Source organism: Chitinophaga fulva (assembly GCF_012927205.1).
GTDB lineage: Bacteria > Bacteroidota > Bacteroidia > Chitinophagales > Chitinophagaceae > Chitinophaga > Chitinophaga fulva.
In genome coordinates this window covers 904,045-926,709 of the sequence record NZ_JABBGC010000003.1, presented here as the reverse complement: position 1 = coordinate 926,709, position 22,665 = coordinate 904,045, and the positions used below count along the sequence as shown (strand labels likewise).

Annotated in this window: 14 protein-coding genes, 1 tRNA gene and 1 pseudogene; 11 read left to right on the top strand and 5 right to left on the bottom strand. The window is 47.4% G+C overall.

Features of this window, described 5'->3' with window-relative positions; genetic code table 11:
- Nucleotides 1-166: 166 nt before the first annotated feature.
- From HHL17_RS27070 to HHL17_RS27050, 5 genes and pseudogenes are all read left to right on the top strand, one after another.
- Entirely contained in the window at nt 167-2,797 is a 2,631-nt protein-coding gene (locus HHL17_RS27070) for a putative LPS assembly protein LptD (protein ID WP_169227958.1), read from the top strand.
- A 247-nt stretch (nt 2,798-3,044) separates the two neighbouring features.
- Complete coding sequence (locus tag HHL17_RS27065) at nt 3,045-3,665, top strand: RNA polymerase sigma factor (RefSeq protein WP_169227957.1); 621 nt, start codon at nt 3,045-3,047, stop codon at nt 3,663-3,665.
- 69 nt (nt 3,666-3,734) lie between these two features.
- Entirely contained in the window at nt 3,735-4,859 is a 1,125-nt protein-coding gene (locus HHL17_RS27060) for a FecR domain-containing protein (protein ID WP_169227956.1), read from the top strand.
- A gap of 114 nt (nt 4,860-4,973) precedes the next feature.
- Nucleotides 4,974-8,260, top strand: a pseudogene (locus tag HHL17_RS33645) (TonB-dependent receptor).
- 10 nt (nt 8,261-8,270) lie between these two features.
- Nucleotides 8,271-9,854, top strand: coding sequence for a RagB/SusD family nutrient uptake outer membrane protein (locus tag HHL17_RS27050; protein ID WP_169227955.1), 1,584 nt, complete (start codon nt 8,271-8,273; stop codon nt 9,852-9,854).
- A 176-nt stretch (nt 9,855-10,030) separates the two neighbouring features.
- Here the strand turns inward: HHL17_RS27050 and HHL17_RS27045 are convergent, their stop codons facing one another.
- A complete protein-coding gene (locus tag HHL17_RS27045; RefSeq protein WP_169227954.1) occupies nt 10,031-10,774 on the bottom strand; it encodes a 1-acyl-sn-glycerol-3-phosphate acyltransferase in 744 nt (247 codons plus the stop codon).
- A gap of 44 nt (nt 10,775-10,818) precedes the next feature.
- A complete protein-coding gene (gene ung / locus HHL17_RS27040; protein ID WP_169227953.1) occupies nt 10,819-11,490 on the bottom strand; it encodes a uracil-DNA glycosylase in 672 nt (223 codons plus the stop codon).
- A 133-nt stretch (nt 11,491-11,623) separates the two neighbouring features.
- Between ung and HHL17_RS27035 the strand changes: the two genes are divergently transcribed.
- From HHL17_RS27035 to HHL17_RS27025, 3 genes are all read left to right on the top strand, one after another.
- Nucleotides 11,624-11,697: transfer RNA gene (locus HHL17_RS27035), tRNA-Arg, on the top strand.
- 258 nt (nt 11,698-11,955) lie between these two features.
- Nucleotides 11,956-13,044 (top strand): AAA family ATPase, encoded by a 1,089-nt coding sequence (locus HHL17_RS27030; RefSeq protein ID WP_169227952.1) that lies wholly within the window; start codon nt 11,956-11,958, stop codon nt 13,042-13,044.
- Nucleotides 13,041-13,703, top strand: coding sequence for a DUF4276 family protein (locus HHL17_RS27025; RefSeq protein ID WP_169227951.1), 663 nt, complete (start codon nt 13,041-13,043; stop codon nt 13,701-13,703). The genes HHL17_RS27030 and HHL17_RS27025 overlap by 4 nt, the downstream gene beginning before the upstream one ends.
- Nucleotides 13,704-13,750: 47 nt before the next feature.
- On the opposite strand, the gene HHL17_RS27020 is transcribed toward HHL17_RS27025, so the two are convergent.
- Nucleotides 13,751-14,251 carry a DinB family protein gene (locus tag HHL17_RS27020; protein WP_206156184.1) on the bottom strand — a complete coding sequence of 167 codons (501 nt, stop codon included), beginning with the start codon at nt 14,249-14,251 and terminating at the stop codon, nt 13,751-13,753.
- Between the two features lie 339 nt (nt 14,252-14,590).
- Here HHL17_RS27020 and HHL17_RS27015 point away from each other — a divergent pair, with 339 nt between their 5' ends.
- Nucleotides 14,591-16,144, top strand: coding sequence for a S41 family peptidase (locus HHL17_RS27015; protein ID WP_169227950.1), 1,554 nt, complete (start codon nt 14,591-14,593; stop codon nt 16,142-16,144).
- 66 nt (nt 16,145-16,210) lie between these two features.
- On the opposite strand, the gene HHL17_RS27010 is transcribed toward HHL17_RS27015, so the two are convergent.
- Nucleotides 16,211-17,026, bottom strand: coding sequence for a hypothetical protein (locus tag HHL17_RS27010; RefSeq protein WP_169227949.1), 816 nt, complete (start codon nt 17,024-17,026; stop codon nt 16,211-16,213).
- Nucleotides 17,027-17,202: 176 nt separating this feature from the next.
- Between HHL17_RS27010 and HHL17_RS27005 the strand changes: the two genes are divergently transcribed.
- Both HHL17_RS27005 and HHL17_RS27000 read left to right on the top strand, forming a co-directional pair.
- On the top strand, nt 17,203-18,282 hold the full coding sequence (locus HHL17_RS27005) for an AI-2E family transporter (protein WP_169227948.1): 1,080 nt from the start codon (nt 17,203-17,205) through the stop codon (nt 18,280-18,282).
- 3 nt (nt 18,283-18,285) lie between these two features.
- Nucleotides 18,286-20,139, top strand: coding sequence for an outer membrane protein assembly factor BamB family protein (locus tag HHL17_RS27000; protein ID WP_169227947.1), 1,854 nt, complete (start codon nt 18,286-18,288; stop codon nt 20,137-20,139).
- Nucleotides 20,140-20,193: 54 nt separating this feature from the next.
- Here HHL17_RS27000 and HHL17_RS26995 read toward each other — a convergent pair whose 3' ends face one another.
- Nucleotides 20,194-22,665 (bottom strand): leucine-rich repeat domain-containing protein, encoded by a 2,472-nt coding sequence (locus tag HHL17_RS26995; protein ID WP_169227946.1) that lies wholly within the window; start codon nt 22,663-22,665, stop codon nt 20,194-20,196.

The window sequence follows — 22,665 nt, the reverse complement described above, 5'->3', positions numbered from 1 at the left end:
AGGTTTGTGCCCGCCTTAACACATGAGCTCTAGCTACAAAAATAATTATAAAAAGTTTTTACGGCAGACATACCTGGCTTTTGCAGGTGTGGTTATCGCCGTTCCCTTTATTATAGATGCATCAGGGGTCGCAAGGCCACACGCATCTCCGACTTTTAACAAAACTTTGGCAGATACCGTTCCTGCCCGGAAAGACACTGTAAAGCCCAAAGCGCCTAAAGTGATCGCCAAGCCGGGCGCGGACACTAATTTGGTATCAAAAGACCAGGACACCTCCCAAGAGGTGACCGTGGATACCGTTTTTGTCCCCAAGGTATCCAAAGATACGCTGGATGCGCCGGTAACCTACAAAGCGAAGGACTCCATTATCCTGATGGTGCCCGACAAACGCTTTTATCTGTATGGTACTGCCAGCACCAAATATAAATCGATTGATCTATCTGCCGAAAAAATGAATTTCGATCAGAACACCGGCGTATTGGAGGCCACCAATGCCAAAGATACCGCAGGCAAGATCATCGGCCGCCCCGTGATGAACGACGGGGGCCAGAGCTTCGAGTCAGACACGCTCCGGTATAATTTTACCTCTCAGAAAGCAAAGATCTACAATACCCGCTCCCAGTACGGCGAAGGTTATATCCACAGTGAACTTACCAAAAAGGAGTCGGATAATACCATTTTCGGCTTTAAAAACGGATACACTACCTGTAACCTCGATACGCCGCACTTTAGCTTTAGGGCCCGTAAAATAAAGGTTATCCCTGACAAACTGGTAATTTCCGGGCCGGCTAACCTGGAAATTATGGGAATACCCACCCCATTATACATTCCGTTTGCCATTTTTCCGATCACACAGGGCCAGCGGTCCGGTATCCTGCCTCCCCAGTACGTGGTGAACCAGCAGAAAGGGATGGGCCTCGAAAACGGCGGTTACTACTTCGGGATGGGGGAGCATATGGACCTTACCCTGCGGGGCGACATCTATTCCTATGGCAGCTGGAGCCTCACGGCCAGTCCCACCTACCGGAAACGGTATAAATACAATGGTGGCCTGAACCTGAGCTTTGCCAATACCCGCTATGGCGATCCGGCGGTACCATCAGAGTTCACGAAGTCCCGCGACTTCCGCATTACCTGGAACCACAGTATGGACAGCAAGGCCCGTCCAGGGGTGAACTTCGGCGCCAGCGTGAACTTTGGTAGTTCCTCCTATAACAGATTCAACGTATTTGACTATAGTACCCGTGTCAACAATAACATCGGGTCGTCTATCACCTTTTCCAAAACATGGCAGGGCAAGCCTTATAATCTTACCCTGGGCCTGAACCACTCTCAGAACCTGGCCACCCGCGACGTGTCTATCTCTTTCCCGGACGGTACTTTTACGGTAAACACCATTTATCCGTTCCAGCCGAAAGAAATGGTAGGTACTCCCAAATGGTACGAAAAAATCGGTATCTCCTATAACGCCGTATTACGTAACCAGGCCAGCTTCAAGGACTCTGCATTTGGTAAAAAGGCCATGTTCGATGCTATGCAGACGGGCATGCAGCACACCATCCCGGTGTCTTTCTCCATCCCGATCCTGAAAACGCTGACATTGTCACCGGGTATCAACTATAGTGAATACTGGTATACCAAGAAGGTCACCAAATCCTGGAACCCCAATAAACTTATTTCCAAAGACCCCAGTGGTATCGGAGGGGTGGATACCTCCTACCAGGCTGGTTTCTTCGCAGCCCGCGATATCAGTGCCAGCGTGTCCCTGTCTACCGCGGTATATGGTATGTATGGCTTCAGTAAACATTCAAAGGTGAAAGCTATCCGCCATGTGGTGCGCCCTACCTTGAGCGCCAGCTACCGTCCGGACCTGTCCAGCAACTATTACTATAAATATAAATATTCCAGTGCAGGAGACTCTGCCAGGGTGTCTTATTTCGATGGATCTGTTATCGGGGTGCCTTCGCCCGGAGCCTTCGGCGGTATTAACTTCGGTCTGGACAACAACCTGGAGATGAAGGTCTTTTCCCGGAAGGATACATCTGGCAACCATGAGAAGAAAGTTAAGTTGCTTGACGGCTTCGGTATCAACGGCAGCTACAACCTGGTGGCTGATTCCTTCAAGCTCTCCACGTTCAGTATCTATGCCCGTACCAACCTGTTCGATAAAGTGAATATCTCCGCCAGCGGTAATATCGATCCTTATCAGACCGATGGTAGAGGGCACCGTGTTGACAAATACGTATGGCAGGCGGGTAAACTTAGCCTGGGCCGGTTGACCAACGCCAGCATCTCCCTGAGCACCTCTTTCCAGTCGAAAGACAAGAAAGGACAAGACAAACAGAAAAAGATAGACTCCCTGGAGAATATCACCAATGCCGATGCTGCCATGGCTGCCCAACAGCGACAGTTACAGATGATGCGTAACAACCCTGGTGAATATGTGGATTTTGACATACCGTGGCGCGTGGACCTGTCTTACAGCTTGTCCTACACGAATACCGTCATTCCCGATTCCGGCGGCGTTGTGAAACGTATAACCCAGTACGTTAGTTTCAATGGCGATTTCAGCCTGACACCTAAATGGAAAGTGGGACTGAACAGTGGTTTTGATTTTACCAATATGCAGATCGCCTATACGAATATGTACATATCGAGGGACCTGCACTGTTGGCAGATGTCGATTAACCTGATACCGTTCGGTACATTCCGGCAGTTCAGTATCACCATCAACCCGAAAGCGAGCCTCCTGCGGGATTTGAGGATCAACCGATCGCGACAGTTTTACGACTTCTAGCTATTTGGATATTATTTTATTTAATTATTTTGATATTGAAAATGCAGCGGATCTCCGCTGCATTTTTTTTAATGTCTAAATATCCAAATGAGTAAATATCAAAATTCCGGTGTTATTTTCTCTTCTTTTAGGGTATTCCTGGCTTGATAATGATTTCATAATATTAAACCCGTCTATGTATTTTTAATTTTATATCCTGTTGTGTAACTTAAAGTCAGATATCGATCTGCAATAATCCAATGATCTGATGAAGCTAACCGGAGTCAATGAGGAAACGTTATGGAATGGCGTGATAGCAGGCGATCAGCAGGCTTTCAGGGTACTGTATGAAGCCTCCGCTGATATGCTGTATGCTTACGCATTACGGTATTTTCCGGATAAGGAGATGATCAGGGATTGTATACATGACCTGTTTACTGACCTGTATATGCAGCGCGAGCATCTGGCACAACGGGTCAACATCCGTTTTTATCTGCTTGTGTCTTTCCGGCGTAAGCTGAATACCTCCCTGAAGAAAAGTGCACGTTTTTCCTTGCCGGGGGATATGGCCAATGCAGATAGTTATTTCCAGCTCACTTTTGAAGCCAACGACGTACAGAGCCTGATCATTGCACAGGAGGAGCAACAAGGCGCCCTGCACAGGCTGGCCATAGAGATGAATAAACTGCCGGCCCGGCAGAAAGAGATCCTTTATCTGAAATATAACTGTGAACTTTCCTATGAAGAAGTGGCCCGTTTGATGCAGATTTCCGTGCCCACCTGCAGGACCCTTGCCTACAGGGCCATACGCCAGTTGAGACAGGAGATGCCTGTCACCACTATCCCGGCTTTCAGCATGTTGTTACTCGCCTGCCTGAAAAATTTTTAAATTTTTTTTCTGAAAGGAGTCTATAAAAGGGAAACAGGCTGCTCTGTTATATAGGGGCAAATATTAGCTATGGACATCAACAACCCATCATATGGTATGGAAGAAGACGCACCGAACGACGCTGGTGGGGACAAAGAGAAAATGATCTCCATTGTACGTGCGTCTGGCAACGAGCAGTTGTCTGTAGCAGAAAAAACGCTGCTGTGGGAGCGTATCGCTGCCGATATCACACAACCGCCGGTAAAGATCTGGTGGCAGTCGTGGTGGAAAATGGCAGCCGCTATCACCCTCCTGCTGTCGGCCGGACTGGGATGGTGGCAGTGGCAGCGCACGCAGGAGCCGCTGCCCGCGCTGGTGGCCTTCGCCAATGATCAAAGCTACACCCGTGGTGATACCACCGTGACCCGCATGATACTGGGGAACCAGCAGCTGCTGAACATCCGCAACAGCCATGCAGCTATCGCCTATCAGGCGAAAGGCACGCAGGTACGGATAGATTCGCAGGAGATAAAGCAGGAGCTGGAGGCCGGCAGACAGGTGTTTAATACCCTGCTGGTGCCTTATGGCAACGTAGCGTCCCTGCAACTGGAAGACGGTACCAGGGTATGGCTCAACGCCGGTTCCCGCCTGGTATATCCTGCCGGATTCGGGCAGCAGCGCCGGGAAGTGTTCCTGGAAGGGGAGGCTTATTTTGAAGTGGCGACAGATGCACACCGTCCTTTTAGTGTATACGCCAACGATATGAAAGTAGCTGTATTGGGCACCGCATTTAATATCTCCGCCTATCGGGAAGATGCCAGCTCGCAGGTGGTCCTCGCCAGTGGAAGCGTTCAGCTGGAGGCTTTCAGAGGACCGGGAAAGAAAAGTACACCGGTACAGTTATCGCCGGGTAACAGGGCGTTATTTACAGGCCATAACGGCAACATGACAGTGGACAATGTAGACGTCACCGGGTTTATATCCTGGAAAGATGGTCTGATGGTCGCAGAACATACATCTTTATATGAAATACTTAAAAAACTATCCAGGTATTACAATCAACCAATAACAACAGACACGCGGTCGGGCAATGAAACATTTTCGGGTAATCTTGACCTGCAGAAAACACTGAACGATGTACTTGACATAATAGCTGCTACCACTTCATTGAAGTACGAAAAGCAGGGGAACACAATCATTTTTAAAACCAAATAAGCATCAGCGAAAAGCCAAAAAAAACCGGAAGATGCGGTAACATCTTCCGGTGAAGACTGCCTGCGGTAACAGGCGGCCCGGCTAACTATTTCATTAATTAAACCAAACAAATGTATGCAAAAATTTTACGTTTGTTGGCGCTACCTGCCTGTGGGCATAGTGCCAGCCAAATTATGGCATGTTATGCGGCTAATCATGATCCTGTTATTCGTAGGGCTGGTCAGCGCCTACGGTAAAACCTACTCACAGAATGCCCCGCTCAATGTGCGGGTGAACAATGCTCCGCTACCGGAGCTTTTCCGCCAGATACAGGCACAAAGCAACTGGCGTATTTTCTACAAAGATGAGCTGTTGCGTGGTGAGAAAAACATCACGCTGCACCTCCGTGGCAAGAGGCTGGTAGAGGTGTTGGACAAAGCCCTCGATGGTACCAATCTCGGTTACACGATTGTAGGTACACAGGTAGCGATCGTTCCGAAAGACGAACAGCCGGTACGTCCGCTGAAACTGGCGCGGGAAGACAGTCTGCTTACCATTAAAGGGCGTGTGTACGATACCCACGAACCACCGGTAGCGCTGCCAGGCGTCACTATTGCCGTGAAAGGCACATCCCGTGGCACTACCAGTGATGCAGACGGTTACTTCACTATCCAGGCGCCTAAAAATGCCACGCTGGTTTTCAGCCTGGTTGGATTTATCGCCACGGAATACAATGTGTTGCGCAGCAACACCGGCCTTTCCATCGCATTGAACGAAAAAGTGTCAGCCCTCGATGAAGTAGTGGTGGTGGGGATTACAGAGCAACAGCGTAAACACATTGCCAGTTCTGTAGCTTCCCTCAATGTAAAATCGGCGATGAGCGGCAAGCCCATCACCACCATTTCACAATCACTGCAGGGCGGCGTAACCGGTCTGCAGGTGAGCCAGTCCTCGGGCCTGCCCGGCGGTGATGCCGCCACGATCAAGATACGCGGCATCACGTCCCTCAACGGTTCCAATCCGCTGGTGCTGGTAGATGGTATCCCGATGGACATGAACTTTATAGACCCGCTTACGGTGGAAAGTGTGACGGTGCTGAAAGACGCCGCCGCCGCCTCTATCTATGGCGCCAGGGCCGCCAGCGGTGTGATCCTTGTCACCACCAAAAGAGGTACGCCCGGTCGTGTCGCCGTTACCTATGACGGCTATTATGGTATACAGTCGCCCACCAATATGCCCGCCCTGGTAGACGCACCGCAGTATATGCGCATGTACAATGAAGCATTGGCCAATTCCGGTAAAACGCCCCTGTATTCCGAAGACGATATTCAACAAACCATCGCCGGCACTGACCCGGTAAAGTATCCGAATACCGATTGGCAGAAAGTTATTGTCAACAAACAAGCGCCCATTACCAGTCATTCTGTGGGCGTGAGTGGCGGCAACAGTCTTGCCCGTTTTGCGCTGAACGCGAACTATCAATATCAGGATGGCATGACACCGCTTACCAGCAGCAGGAAGTATAACATCCGCGCCAACACCTCTGTATCGCTGGCCAAAAACTTCCAGATCAATATGGACCTGCTGGCCATTAAACGTAATATCCTGCTGCCTAACAGAACGCTGGGGCATGATGGTACCCGCTTGCTGGAAGACGTGTTTCGTGTGCCGCCTACCATTCTGCCTAAGTATCCGCAGAAAGACGGCAGCACCGCTGATATCTACGGCCGTTATGTTGATATCGTAAATCCGCTGGCCTATGCAGAAAAAGGCGGCCGGTTTGTAAATGAATACGGACAGTCCAGCATCAACCTGCAACCTAAGTGGGAGGTGATACCAGGACTGAATCTCCGTGGGCAGTTCAGCTACCGCCTCAACAGTGATCTGTTGGGCAGTCTGCGCGATAACTACAACTTCTTCGACTATTATACCGGGCAACTGCTGCAAACCTGGACGCAACAGAGGACTTACACACAAGCAAGGACTACCTACTACTATATCGCCGCCAATGCGGACTATACGCTGGACCTGAAAGACCATCACTTCTTCCTGATGGCAGGGTATTCGCAGGAAGAAAAAAATACGAGTGCCAGCACAGCAGGTACTTACCTGTATATCAATTCCCTGTTGTCTTCCTATGCCAAACTGAACTACTCTTATCAGGACCGCTATCTGCTGGAACGACCGGCCGTATGGATGCCTCATCGAAGTTCGCCAATGGACATAAATATGGTTTCTTCCCGTCAGTCGCGTTAGGCTGGAATATCAGCAAGGAGAAATTCATGTCATCCGTGAAAGCAGTCAGCAACATGAAGTTGCGCGCCTCCTACGGGCAGCTGGGTAATGAGTCAGATGTGGACTTGTACCAGTACCAGACCACGATCAACTCTGGTTCCGGTCTGGAGACTACTTATGGTAACCCGGAGCTGAGTTGGGAAACCGTAAATATGTCCGACGTAGGGTTGGACATTGGTTTGTTTAACAACAAACTGGAAATCGTAGTGGATTATTACAATAAACTCACCAAAGATATCATCCTACGTCCGCCATTATCCTATACCGGTGGCTTTGAAGGCAAAGTGCCTGTCAATGCTGGTAAGCTGCGCAATACCGGCTGGGAGGCTTCCGTGAATTACAATGGTAATATCGGCAAACATGTTTCCGTGTCTTTCCGTCCGGGTGTGACCTATAACAAAAACGAGATCGTGTCCCTGTTGAGCGGGCCTTATGTAAGCTCTACGACTATTCAGCGAGAGGGTGGTCCGTATGGAGGCATCTTCGGTTACAAAACCGCAGGACTATTGCAGGAAAGCGACTTTGACAAGGACGGTAATCCGCTGATACCAGTATTACCTGGCGCCAAACCTGGTGATATCAAGTACCTGGACATCAGCGGCAATAAAATTATTGACGGGTCTGACCAGACATTGATTGGTAATCCTATCGCAAGGCTGAATTACTTCGCCAATTTCCGGGTAGCGTATAAAAATTTTGATCTTGAATTTTTGTTACAAGGTACCGGTAAGTCTGACGTAGTACTGGCAGGCATGCTGGCGCTGCCGATGGACAACAGTAAGGACGGTGGCGTGCCTACCCGTTTTTATGCGGACAACTACTGGACACCTCAACGCACCAACGCGATGTTCCCGCGATTGAACACGTTGCCCACCAATAATAAATTATCCTCAGATTTCTGGTTCCAGAATGGTGCTTATATGCGTGTGAAGTATATCCAGCTGGGATATAATACGCAGGCCGACTGCCTGAAACGTATTGGTATCCGTGGTCTGCGGGTTTATGTGAACGCACAGAACCCGATCACCTTCAGCAAATTGAAGCTTACCGATCCGGAAAGTCAGGGTGATCAGTGGACCTATGGTATCATGAAGGCATTTATTGCCGGTATTAATGTTCAACTTTAATAATGGTCGTATGAAAAAGATATATGCAGTCATTTTTTCAGCCGTGATGCTGACATGCAGCAGTTGTGAAAAGTTCCTCACTCATGATGATCCGGTGAGTGTGACTGATGATAATTGGTGGAAGACCGAAGCCAATGCCACTGGTGCGTTGGGGTCCGTGTATGCCGGTCTGCCGGGCGGTTCCAGCGGGCGGCAGTTGATGTTCCTCTCGGCTCTGAGTGATGAGGCAGTGGCCCGTCAGGATACCCGCGGCGCCTACGAAGCGTATGCCAAAGGCTTACAGAACAGCAGCTGGGACGTAGCGTTGAGCCTATGGCAGGATGATTACAAGGATATACGCCGTGCCTGCCGGTTCCTGGAGAATGTAGACCGTTGCTACATGGATTCTTCGCTGAAAGACCGCTACAAATATGAAGCGCGGGCGATGCGGGCTTACTATCACATGGAGATGATGTTGTTTTTTGGCGGTATCCCGATCGTCACCAAATCGCTGGAACCGGCCAACAGCAATACCACCCGTAATTCCGAGAAAGAAGTATATGATTTTGTGGTGAGTGAACTGACTGAATGTGCGCCTCATTTACCGGACGTGTATAACAACAACGAAGCGTGGCGTATTTCTTCCGGTGTATGCTGGGCACTGATCGCCAAGCTGGCAATGTTTTACAAACAATATGAAACAGCTAAGGTAGCCGCCAAAAAGGTGATAGATCAGAATGTGTATGCATTGTACCGCAGTACCAATACAAAAGTCAACAGTTTTGCGGAGTTGTTTACTTATGCTGGGGAGTTGAATAAAGAGCGGGTGTTTTTCCGCGACAACGGTTGCTCTAACGCGTGGAGAACTTTCGCGCCTTATGGCGTAGGAGGGCAGACGGTGGTATCACCTACGATGAAAGTAGTGAACAGTTTTGAAACGCTGCAGGGAAGAACTTTGCAGGAGCTGGGCCCGGATTCGCTGGCGGTATATCAGAAAGACCCTTTCTACAAAAATAACCGTGACCCGCGTTTGGTGGCGTCTGTGCTGGTACCGGGGCAGATATATGAGAAAGACACGCTGCGGCCGTTTGCCAGCGAGGGCAGTGACCGTATTGGTATCCTCAACAGTACTGCCACCGGTTTCTGGGTAAAAAAATATCTTGATCCCAAAGACCGTAATGGTGCCAGTCCTTCGCTGGATTATATGATCATCCGTTATGCAGAGGTGCTGCTTAATTATGTAGAGTCACTGATGGAGTTGGGCGACTGGCAGAATGCTGATGTCATCAAACATCTGAATGATATCCGTACGCGTGCAGGCATGCCCGTAGTAGATGTTGTCAAATACAATACGCAGGAAAAGCTGCGTCAGTTGATCCGCCGGGAGCGTACTGCCGAGCTGGCGTTTGAGGGCGCCCGCTTTTATGATATCCGTCGCTGGGACATACTCGGTGACGTGATGAACGGGCAGGTGTATGGCGCCGTGGACCCTGCTACCGGGCAGCCGGTGCTGGTAGAAACACGGTCCTGTAATGTGCAGCGTGATTTCCGTTATCCTATTCCGCTGAATGAGTTGCTGGCCAATCCGAAGATGACACAGAACCCGCTTTATTAACTGTGATAGCCATGATTATTGCTGATTCCCCTGATTTGCGGAGATCATGTTATCCTATTATACCCATACGAAAGAACCCGTTTGAATAAATATCAAACGGGTTCTTAGTTTTTATCTTTGATATGATCTTCGTTGTAATCTCCGCTAATCAGGCGAATCAGCAATAATCATGATCATCACAGTTCCTGGTTAGTGGTGTAGTAGTCCCACATGATCTTAAATACTTTCTCTTTCAGTGCTGGCAGGTCTTCGCGGGTCATGCCGGTGGTGGGAATGGGAGGAAGTATGTGAAAATGGATGGGATGCGGCCAGGCGAAGAATGTTTTACCGGGCGGTTGTATCTTCCTGGTGTTGAACAGCAGGGAAGGCATCAGTGGTGTCTGGGTATCTATGGCGAGGGCGAAAGCGCCGTCATAGAATGCTTTCAGTGGTTCAGGCGTACGGTTGCGGGTACCTTCAGGGTACAGCAACATGTGAATGCCGAGACTGAGGGCATGTTTCATGTCCACTACGCTTTGTTTGCGGCTGGCTTCATTGCTGCGGTCAACCAGGATGCTGCCGATTTTGTACAGCACGCTGAACAGCGGAATTTTAGCCATGGATGCTTTAGCCAGCGTTTTATTGGCGCCGGGCACATAACCGGTGGTAATGGGGATGTCCATCAATGCGTTGTGGTTGCACACGATCACATAGGTTTGGCCGGGGGCGAAATATTCCTGGCCTTTCAGTTTGGCCGGGCAACCGATCAGCGGCAGGTAGATGTTCATCCACCAGCGGCCAAGGCCCACGAAAAAGGCGGAAGGGGTAGGCTCCGGCCAGAAAGAGGCAATCCAGATAGGGATAAAGACTATCAGCATGGTGGTTGCAAACAACAACAATGCGTATAGTGCGTAAATTCTTCCCAGTATATTTTTTAGCATAACTGACAGCTTATGGTAAAGATACTGATAGTATGTAAATATGATTAAAGGCGCCAGTCAACCGGTTCAATGCCCGCTTTGAGCAAAAGTTCGTTTGTTTTGGAAAAATGTCTGCAACCGAAGAATCCGTTGGCTGCGCTGAAAGGGGAGGGGTGCGCTGCTTTCAGGATATGATGGCGGGTAGCGTCTATCAGGATTTGTTTATCCTGTGCGAAGCGGCCCCACAGCAGGAATACCACATCATTTTTCATGTCGGATATTTTGCGGATCACTGCATCGGTGAAGTTTTCCCAGCCTATTTTGCTATGGGAAGCGGGTTCGCTGGCCCTCACCGTCAGGAAAGCGTTGAGCAGGAGCACGCCATGTTCTGCCCATTTGGTCAGATTGCCGCTGGTGGGTATTTCCAGGCCGAGATCGGTTTTCATTTCCTTGTATATATTACCAAGTGAGGGCGGCGGTTTGATGCCATCCGGCACCGAGAAACTGAGGCCGTGTGCCTGTCCGGGACCATGATACGGGTCCTGGCCTAAAATCACTACTTTTACCTTGTCGAAAGGTGTTTGCTGAAAGGCGTTGAAGATGTTGTTACCTGCCGGATAGATGGTTTTTCCCAGGGCTTTCTCGTGTTTCAGGTGCATGACAATCTCCGCGAAATAGGATTTGTTGAACTCATCTTTGAGTACTTCTTTCCAGCTGTCTTCGATCTGTACGTCCATATTTTTAAATCAATATTTTAGAAAAATTAAATTAAATTTGATTTATTGGAAAATATTTCCATAAATTTGCACTCCCAAAATGAGAGATAAATATAGGAATTTATTTCACATTAACGGAAAAAATGAGGTATAAGTCTCGGTAGCTCAGCTGGATAGAGCAACTGCCTTCTAAGCAGTAGGTCATTGGTTCGAATCCAATCCGGGATACAAGAAGAAAGGGAAAGGGAAAATTACGAAAGTGATTTTCCCCTTTTTGTTTATGGGTGTCTGCCTCCCGGCCAAAGAACTATCTCACACCCTATTCATCTGCCTTTCACATTGACTATACCATTTTAAAATTGATTAAGACAACATTTCCATTAGTCATTAGGATAAGGTGGTAAATGAAACAATCCACAAAAGATGCTATCTTACATAAGTAAGGTTATCTGAAGTTGAGTATTGTTATAAAGAGTTATCAAAAAAATGGCAGATTACCACCGGTTAAATAATATTCACATAAAGGGATATAAGTCCATAGAAGATCAAAATATTGGTCTTGAGGATATCAATGTATTAATAGGGCAGAATGGGGCAGGTAAGACGAACTTTATTTCCTTGTTTCGTTTTTTAAGGAATATAATTCAAGAACGACTCAAAAATACTTCCCTTACAAATGGTGCTGAAAGTTTGTTGTATTATGGCAGTAAAACTACTGGAGAAATCAAAATTACATTGGATTTTGATCCTAACTACTATGAAATTGGGTTGCAACCTACAAGGGGAGATAGTTTATTAGTTTCCGGTGAGTATTGTGGTTATAGGGGAAGCTTCCATCAGGAACCATATTGGGAATTGATTACCAGATCTGAGGAGGAAAGCACACTGTCAAAAGCTGCGAGAAGTAGCAAGGTAGCGGAATATGTTTACAATGTTTTGCAAGAGTGGCGTGTTTATCATTTTCACGATACCAGTGAAACTGCCGGGATGAAAAAATATGGTGCGATTGCAAACAATAAATTTTTGCTTGAGGATGCGTCTAATCTTGCAGCATTTCTTTATATTTTAAAGAAATCGCAGGAGCAATATTATGAACGTATAGTAAAGACCGTGCAATTAGTAATTCCATTCTTTAAAGACTTCGTTCTGGAGCCCAACCCATTAAATGAAGAAAACATTAGATTGGAATGGCATGATCTGTATTCAGACAAGATATTTACCGCCAATGAATTATCGGACGGATCTTTAAGGTTTATTTGTATGGCTACTTTGCTCTTACAGAAAAAACTTCCAAAGTTGATTCTATTGGATGAGCCGGAATTGGGTTTGCATCCTACAGCCATAACAATTCTTGCTGGCTTGCTAAAAAAAGCATCAAAAAGAACTCAGGTAATTGTGTCAACCCAATCAGTAAGTTTAGTCAATGAGTTTGATGCGGAGAATATTCTGGTGGTGGATCGAAATATGGGTGCAACAATCTTCAATAGGTTAGACCCTGAGAAACTGGAATCTTGGTTAGATCAATATTCTTTAGGGGATTTGTGGGATAAAAATGTAATAGGAGGAAATCCATGATAAGGTTAAATATAACTGCAGAAGGATTTTCTGAGGAACGTTTTGTGTCTGATATCCTACGTCCACATTTATTGAATTTTGAGATATATGCAGATGTTAGAAAAGTTCTTACAAATAGAAAGCTTAGAAAGAGAGGGGGTATCGTAGGATATCACAAGTTTAAAAATGATGTTATTCAATGGATTAGAGAAAGCCCGAATGTTTACCACACAACATTGATAGACTTATACGGGCTTACAACTGACTTTCCTGGTCATATTGCAACAAAAGACCTCCCTGCTTATGACAGAATTGAAGAAATGGAGAGACTTTTAGGCGTAGATATCAACCATCATACATTTATACCGTATATTCAATTGCATGAATATGAGGCGCTAATGTTTGCGGATCCAGTGGTAATGCAAAATTGGTTAGGTCTCTATAATCAGTTGCCGGAGAATTGTTTTGAAAAAATCAGATCTTCTGTCCCAGATAATAATCCAGAACTCATTAATGAAGGTCCAAATACAGCTCCGTCTAAGAGAATACTGGATTTATGTGATGCTTATGATAAAATAGATGATGGAGTACTAATTTTGAAGGAAATTGGTTTAAATAATTTAAGAAAAGAATGTACACATTTTAATGAATGGTTGACAAAATTAGAACAGCTCAGATGAGATATCCGGTTTTCTCCCTTGGGTTTGTGAACCTCATACTTAGATAATCACCTCGCAGCCCTTACCCAGCGCGGCGCATCACCCGTATCTTTCCTAAGCAGCATATTCAGCTGTGCAGCGTGATGTTGTACATGGCGCATGTTGTACAAAAATAATTCGAAGACAGGCATCACTTTATTGCCGTCTACTTCCACCCATTGTTGGGCGAATTCAGCCTCTGTCATATTATAGATAAGATCGTGGCATTTTTTTCTGCTTATCTGCAAATAGGCCTCTATTTCCTCCTTACTGTAAATCCTATTCGGCACAATATCATCAATGCCATCAACCGGAATCTCATCACTAAGTGTGAATGGAAGTGGGGAAGAGAGCGGCCCGGCGGGAATTGCCAGGTAATAATCGAGGAAGATGGCTACATGATAGGACATGTAAAAGAACTTTTTCTCCGTGTTCCAAAGACTTTCAGGATAAGCTGAAACGGCATTAATAACCATATCAATGCTGGCGCCAAATTGTTTCCACAAGCCTTCTTTGAGTGTCTGTATCATGATTTTGTTTTTTAATGATAACGGGGACCAAAATTTAGATATTTCCGGGCATTTATTGTTACCGATTTTCAAATATGTGTGCGGTGGCGTATCTTCATGCAGCATAAACGTATTAGTAGCATCATATCTCCGGGTAACTTTAATTTCACCATAACACCTGTCAAATGGAGGAGTTAAGGGAATGGATCAATAATGATATCGGGGATGATAATATAGAGGGGTTGATTTACTGTTTTTTTACAGAAGAAGATAAGAAAAAGTACCATGAAGATAACTGATTATAATTAGTTTTATTTTGCAATAAATATATCAACCATCATTGCCACCGGAGAATAACTTATGAGAAAATTGTTTTTATTGTTTTTGCTGTCACAATCATTGTCCCAGGAGATACTTGCCATGCCCGCGGGGCCGCAACCAACGGGCGACAGCCTAAAGATCTACAACAAAGTACTGACAGCCCGTGAGATGAAGGAAGACCTTCAGCTCTTCCGCGATATCCGGGAAAAGGCCAATTCGGGGTTATACCGCTATCGTACCAAAAAGCAGGTGGACAGTATTTATAACGAGGCTTTCAAAGAGACCAGGAAGCCGCTGAGCACTACTGAATATTTCAAGATAATATTGCGGCTGACTGATTTCGAAGGTAGCTGTCATAACTACACCGAAGTCGGAAAGGACCTGATGGATTTTTACGGCCGTCAGCGTGGTTATTTCCCTTACGATCTGAAGTACATTGAAGGCAACATCATTTTCAATAATCAGACAAAGGACATCCCCGCAGGTTCCCGTGTATTGAGCATTAACGGCGTAGCTGACACCGCCCTGATGCAGTCTTTCTACAAATATTTCTCTACCGACGGGTTTAATACCACCCAGAAATGGACCGGAAGCGTACACCGTTCCTTCAATTACCGCTATATGATCGAGTATGGCCTGAAGGACAAGTTCACCGTTACTTTTAATCCGCCATACAGCAAAGAAGTGAAGACGGTTGCCCTGCCGGCGGTAACGCTGGACACCCGCAAGGAAAACCAGAAGAACCGCTACAGTGCCGGGGTGGATAGCCTCATCGATTATAACACACAACCGAAATACAGCTTCCGGATGATGGACAAATCCACCGGACTGCTCAGCTTCCGTATTTTCAGTATGGCCGACGGGGCAGATGACCCAAGGTTCCCGGGATATGTACGTTTTATCGACAGCGTGTTCCAGGCACTGGATAAAAACGCTGTACCGAATCTCATCCTGGACATCAGGAGCAATCCCGGTGGCAGCGATCCTACTTTCGAGCAACCGATGATGTATCTGACAGATCATCCTTTTAAAGAAAACATATCAGCCTATGCAAATTTTGACCGGGACACTATCCCTTATATGCAATATTTCTGGGGAGTGAGCACTGACGCCAAATCGGGGCCGGAAGAAATCAAGGAAGGCAGAAAGTTCCTGAAAGGGTATCTGCTGCCATACAGCAAAGGGAGAAGTTACCAGGACAGTATCCATAACCCGGTGTATTATCCCAAACAACCGGCATATAAAGGACACTTATACCTGATGATTGATGAAAATACAGCTTCTGCAGCTTCTCACCTGGCTTCGCTGGTGCGGGCATACGCCAGAAATACAACTATTGTAGGGGTAGAAACCACGGGCGGATACTATTGCCACAATGGACATGCGGGTTTGGTGTATGAACTGCCGCACTCTAAAATCAAGACGAAGTTTTCCATCATGTATGTGGAACAGGATGCGCCGGTAAAACCCAACCAACCGGAAGGGAGAGGGATTATGCCTGACTATGAGGTATGGCAGAACTATGAAGATTATATGAAACAAAAGGATAGCCAGATAGCATATGTGCTCCGGCTTATCAGCGAAAAGAAATAACATTTGTAAATACAGCAAACCTAAAGCCTTGCAACTCAGTGTTGTAAGGTTTTTTTGTTTCCGGAATTACTTTCTTTCCCTTATGCATTCCCCTGTTTGTGTGTTTATTTTAATAAGATCGATCTGGTCCTTTTTATGCTCATCTTCTTCTCCCAAAACATAAAAACTACCTTCTTCTCCAATTTCTATTCTGTAGAGGATCACTGAATAAAGATGTTTGTTGAGCCTGTTTTGCAGAAATATCTCTTTGGCTTTTTCATAGGAGATGGCAGCTTGCCGGGAAATGCTGTCAAATGCCGGTGTTTGGGGGGAAATCATCTGTTTTAGCTTGTCTTTCTCCGGATGTAGCCAGCCGTCGTTTTTCAGCAGGGTGCCGCTGCACTGTTCATTGTTGATCACACATTCTTCTGCAAAGCGGCAATCATGGCTACCTACGTAACCAAACATACCATAATGCAGGGACGCATAGTGGTGATAACCCGAAATATAATAATGCAGGCCACCTTCAGTAGTTACCACAATCGTATCCGTTTTTAGAAAGACGGGATAGGGGATGTTTATGGAGAAAAAGGTACTATCCTTCGAGATATAGGAGAAGGTGCTTTTTACCAGCGTATCCCGGATAAATTGCCCGTTTCTCAGGATTTTAAAGCGCAATTGCAGGATTTCTTTTTGCGTGAACCCGGAAAAATGAATGCTCGGTTGCTCGGTAATAGTACTGATGCTATCACATATTTTACTGTAATTTTCACCGTCCTCTTTTGCCTGTCTGTGTTTTTGTTCCATACTTACCCAGAAGCATCCTGCCACGAACAGTATCAGCACCAGGAAGATGCCGAGGAAAATAAGGAGGTATTTCAGGAGTTTTTTCAAGGGTGTCATCTTATCGTTTTCTGATAAGTGCGAATATGGTAAAAAAATGAATGCCGGGAGATGGTGAATTAATATTTACCGGCTTCGGACTAATATTCGTGGGCAGGAGCACCGACGGGAATCATTGCTTATTCGGTAATCTTTTAGTAAATTGATTGTGTCCGAAACAAATCCGGTTTTCCGTTATGAGCACCCGTATTCCATCCACCTCCCGGAGGATCATAGAAACGATCATTGTGCTGCTGCTACTGCTGGGGCTCATGTATGCCTTGTACGATGTACTGAAGATATTTTTCGGTGTCTTTACGTTTGCCATCATTTTTTCGGTGTCCCTGTTTAACCTCTACGAAAAAGGTGTTGTGTGGATGGGGGGGCGGCGTAAGCTGGTGGCCGTTATCTATTCCCTGCTGCTGGTGGCTGTGGTGGCGTTGCCTTTCGCCTATGCGGTCTCCACGGTCAATGACCACCTGAAAGAAATCGGCTACTGGCTGGAAACGGCCAAAGACGAGGGGATCCCGAATCTCCCGATGTGGATCACCAATTTACCGCTGGTAGGGAAGGAGGTGGGGCAGTTCTGGCATGAACTACAGTTGCGGCCGAGGGAGACGGCCGGTATCTATGAAAGGCAGATCATGCATAGTATTCATCAGGTAGTGACAACGGGAGTGGGTATCCTGGGAATGGCCTTGCAGGTGGTGCTGGGAATTGTGGTCTCCGCTTTTATTCTCGTCAGTGGCGACCGTCTGATGCGGCCGGTACGCGCCACCATGACCCACATGTTTGGGGACAAAGACGGTTATGCCCTGTTGGCGGCCACCGCACAGGCCGTGAAAGGTGTTTCCATCGGCGTAATGGGCACCGCGCTTGCCGCCGCAGTGGTATCCTGGATCGGATTCGCGATAGCAGGCATTCCTTTCGCCCTTGCGCTGGCAGCCATCGTTTATTTCCTGGTGCTGATACAGGTGGGCCCGCTATGGGTGTGGATACCCCTCGTCATCTGGATGGCGATGCAAGGAAATACCGGTTGGGCCATCTTCCTGGCGATTTACGGCGCCGGTGTGCTGATACTGGACAGCGTATTAAAACCGATTCTCATTGCAAAAAGCGGAAAACTTCCGTTTCTTGTGCTTTTCCTCGGAGTTATCGGTGGCATGATCGCGTGGGGATTTACCGGCATGTTCAAAGGCGCCATTATCCTGGCGGTGTTCTATACTGTCTTTAATTCCTGGCTGGAAAAAACGAAAAACTATGCACCTAAAGAATAAGTAATGAAATATTTTTTCCTGCTGAGCACTGTGACAGTGCTGACCCTATGCCGGACAGTGACAATGGCCCAAAACGCGTTCAAATTTGCGCTGATGACAGACATCCACGTAGGCAGCGATCATGCTGCTGAAGACGTACAGCGCAGCGTGGCCGACATCAACCAGGACCCTTCCATCGCTTTTGTGATCATCTCGGGAGACATTACCGAATTTGGCGCTGATGAAGAACTGAAACTGGCCAAACGGCTGCTCGACAGCCTCAATAAACCCTGGTACATCATTCCCGGAAACCACGATACCAAATGGTCTGAAAGCGGTGGCAATACTTTCCGCCGCGTGTTCGGCAACGAAACATTTTCGTTTAAGCATGGCGGTTATTGGTTCATCGGTACCAACTGCGGCCCTAATATGCGCATGGGCCCCGGACAGGTGCCCCGCGAAAATGTAGTATGGCTCGATAACTTGCTGAAAACAAAAGATACCACTACGCCGATTATTTATATCAACCACTATCCGCAAAACGCAGACCTCAACAACTGGTACGAAGCGCTCGACCGCCTGAAACAACACAATATTCAGTTGATCCTCTGCGGCCACGGCCATACGAACAAAACATACGATTTCGAAAATATTCCCGGTGTGATGTGCCGCTCCAACCTCCGTGCAAAAGACAGCATCGGCGGTTACAACATCATCACGGTGGCCAACCATCAGGCTACTTTCGAAGAACGGACGCCACTGATCGGTAAAAACCGGCAATGGACAGTGCAGCCACTGAAAAGCCACCATGCCCGCTATGATGCGGCCCCGTTTGAACGCCCGTCATTCGCCATGAACGATTCTTTTCCTCGCGTAAAAGCCCTCTGGACTTTCCAGGACAACAGTGATATCGGTTCCGGTATGGCGCTGGTGAAAGACCTGGTGATCTCCACCAATACCGCCGGCGAAGTATATGCGCTGCACACGGCTAACGGGAAAAAGCAATGGTCTTTCAAAACCCGCGGTAAAGTGTATGCTACGCCGGTAGTAACAGGAGACAACATCGTGGTGGCTTCTTCAGACCATTACATCTATTGTATTCAGGCTTCCAATGGTAAACAATGCTGGCGCTTTGAAACTGGTAAACCGGTAGTGGCCAGTGCCCAGATTGCTAACGGTATCGCCTATGTAGGCGCTTCCGACGGGCATTTCCGCGCTATTGATGTGGCAACGGGCAAACTGGTGTGGGAATTTACCGGCGTGAACGGCTTCGTGGAAGATAAACCACTGATATACCAGGGCAACGTGTATTTCGGCAGTTGGGGCAACGATTTCTATGCCCTCGATGCTGCTACCGGCGCGCTGAAATGGAAATGGAACAACGGCGCCTCCAACCGCATGTTTTCTCCGGCGGCCTGCTATCCTGTAGGCGCGCAGGGCAAAGTGTTCATTGTGGCGCCAGACCGCTACATGACAGCATTTGACAGTCAGACCGGCAACGTTATCTGGCGTAAAACATTGCCGGGCGTAAGAATGCGTGAATCCATCGGACTGGCGGCAGACAGCAGCCAGACTTTCATCAAAACGATGGACGGCAACCTGTATGGCGTATCGGCTACAGCTGACACTATGCAGCTGTTATGGAAGTCACCCATTGAAATGAGTTATGAACTGAATCCTGCGGCAGCGGTGGAACGCGATGGTGTGATCTTTACGCCTACACATTCAGGCGTAGTGTATGCGGTTAACCGTAAGGACTATACGTTATTGTGGAAACATAAACTGTCCAACTGCCTGGTAAACGCTGTATTGCCGATAGGCAACAGAAAAGTACTGGTGAGCACCATGGACGGGAAACTGGCTTGTATCGGTTACTAAACGTACTGTATATATGAAAAGAGCGGGCAACGTTGTAGTGCCCGCTCTTTTTATTTAGAGGTACATGCCGCCAATCTTACCTTTGGGGGTAGGGTTGTTTTGCATCTTCCAGTATAACCGGGCATAGCTGTCGGCGCCATACAGGTTAAAATCAGGATGGATCGTGCTGATCTGGTTGTTACTGAAATCTGCATTCTGAATGAAGATGCGTGCAATGTGTGCTGGTAGTTCGGTCAACCGGTTGTGGTGTACCCAGAAGTCATCAAAACGCGTACCGGCAGCAATTGGCGGCAATTCAGCAATCTGGTTGTGATGACCGTAAAAATCTTTCAGCGGCGCCACAAATATAGACGGATGTAATACCGTCAGCTGATTGTGGGAGATATCGAGTACACGCATCACAAATCTACAACCTGTCATTTCAAAGGAAGACAGCTGGTTGCGCGACAGGTTCAGTTCTCCCCATGAAATTGGTTGGCCACCAGCAACGGTCGCCAGTTGATGCATATCTACTTCCGGTATTTTATTGGAACGCAGCAGCAGCGAGGATAATTTGTATTTCCCGAGAAAATAGGGGAAGGCAGTGATCTGGTTGTTGCTGAAGTCCAGCTGGTCCAGTTTCGGCAGGCGTGTCAACGCTTCCGGTACGGCTGTCAGTTTGTTATTCCGGGCTTCGAGCTGTATCAGTTGCTGCATGTCAAACACCGCTTCCGGAATGGCTGGCAGCTGATTGTTGCTTAACATGAGCCCCATGAGCCCTTTCAGCGATTGTAACCAGTCCCAGTTTTTCAATTTTACACCGGTAACATCCAGTGATTTCAGGTGTACCAATGATTGCAGTGAATCCTCCACTGCCAGCGTATTGTGGGCTATCTGCAAGGTTTCCAGCTGTGTCAGCGTGCCAATGGAACCTGGTATCTGAATGTGACAACTATTGAGCCGCAGGTGCTTTACGTTAGGCATCTCAGCAAGAATGGGAATGGCAGCTTCGATATTAAAGCCTTCGCAGGTTTCAAAATCCCAGTCGGTGATCTGGGTAAAGAAAGCTATTTCAGGAGGCAGCGTAATATTGGCAATACCCTTCATGCTGAAGGAGCTGACACGCACTTTGCTGATATTGCTGTTGGAGCCGGCCACCAGCTGGTACATGAGGCGGAACATCACCTCATCCACATCCTGGCTGGCCACTACCCGCTGTAATTTTGAATTCACGTTGCCGCCTACACGCAAAGATATTTTATTGTTTTTTACCTGTTGCCGGAAAGCCTGTGAGCCGTATTTGTCATATAGCTTCTCTGCTTTTTTGTGAATCGTTTTATCCGGATGGGCCAGCATCACTACCGCCAGTAATGTCTGAATGATTTTGTTGGCGCCGCCTGTTTCGATGATCTCAAAAGCCAGCTGGTAGTTGTCCGGGTCATTGGAGGCGAAGAGACGCAGCAACTGTGTATTGGCCGCTTCGTTGTCATCCTGGAGCAGCCAGTGGTCATCTTTATTGATCAGCACTTCATTGAGCTGATCGGTGGTGATGACCTGGCAACCGGCATCCAGCAAGGGCATTAGGTCTTCCATGGTGGTGTCAGTACCTATTACCACGATCGTACTGCTGTCGGCCTGTTTATTGTTGACGGAGATGCCGTACTGTTCCAGCTTTTCATTGATGGATTTCTGGCTTTCCCCTTTGGGTTTTGCCAGCAAATGCAGGTTGGGATGCTGTTGCGCAGCGATGGCGCTTGTCAGCTGATTAGGCAGCAGTACATTGATGGCGGGTATCACTTTTAAGTATATACCAAACAACAGCTGTAGCTGAAGCGCATTATAGGCTTTGTCTTTCACTTTCAGGCGGAATGCCGGCAGGCTTTCCCGGAAAGCGTAATGTATCTGTACTTTATGGGTGGTGGCCACACATAAAGGTGTTTTATAAGGCTCGGAACGCCAGAGGCCATTATAGCTGATGTCTATCTTCTGTAGTTTGTCGAGCACCGGCATATTTTCCGGGGACAACAAATGATAGTAGTCATCTCCGGTGACAGTAATGTGCAGTTCCCTCAGGTCAGGTAACGCTGCTACCAGGGCCATGACTTCCGGAATGTTTCCTTTCATCTTGTCATTGGAGAGCGTCAGCTGCGTCAACTGTTTTAGCTGGGACAAGTTGGCAGGAAAGGCGTTCCCGCGCCAGTTGCCCAGGTCCAGGATGCGAAGGTCCGGCAGCTGTATGAGCAGTGGCAGCCCTTTGTTGACATCCATATTGCCGTTGTTAAGGCGGATGCTCTGCAGTTGTTGCAGCTGGTTAAGCTCTTCTGGTAAGGCTTTCATTTTAGTACCTGAAATGGTCAGTGTTTTCAACTGTTTCAGGGAATAAATAGAGCCAGGCAACGTGGTCATGTTTTTAACATGCAACGCCACGTTTTCCGTATTGGGGTATTCAAGAAAAATCTCGTCCGGCAGTTGATCGATTTCTCCGTTAGCGTCCCAGATATCGAGGTTTTTAGCACTATATCGGATGTATTTGCTTAGGTCTTGCAT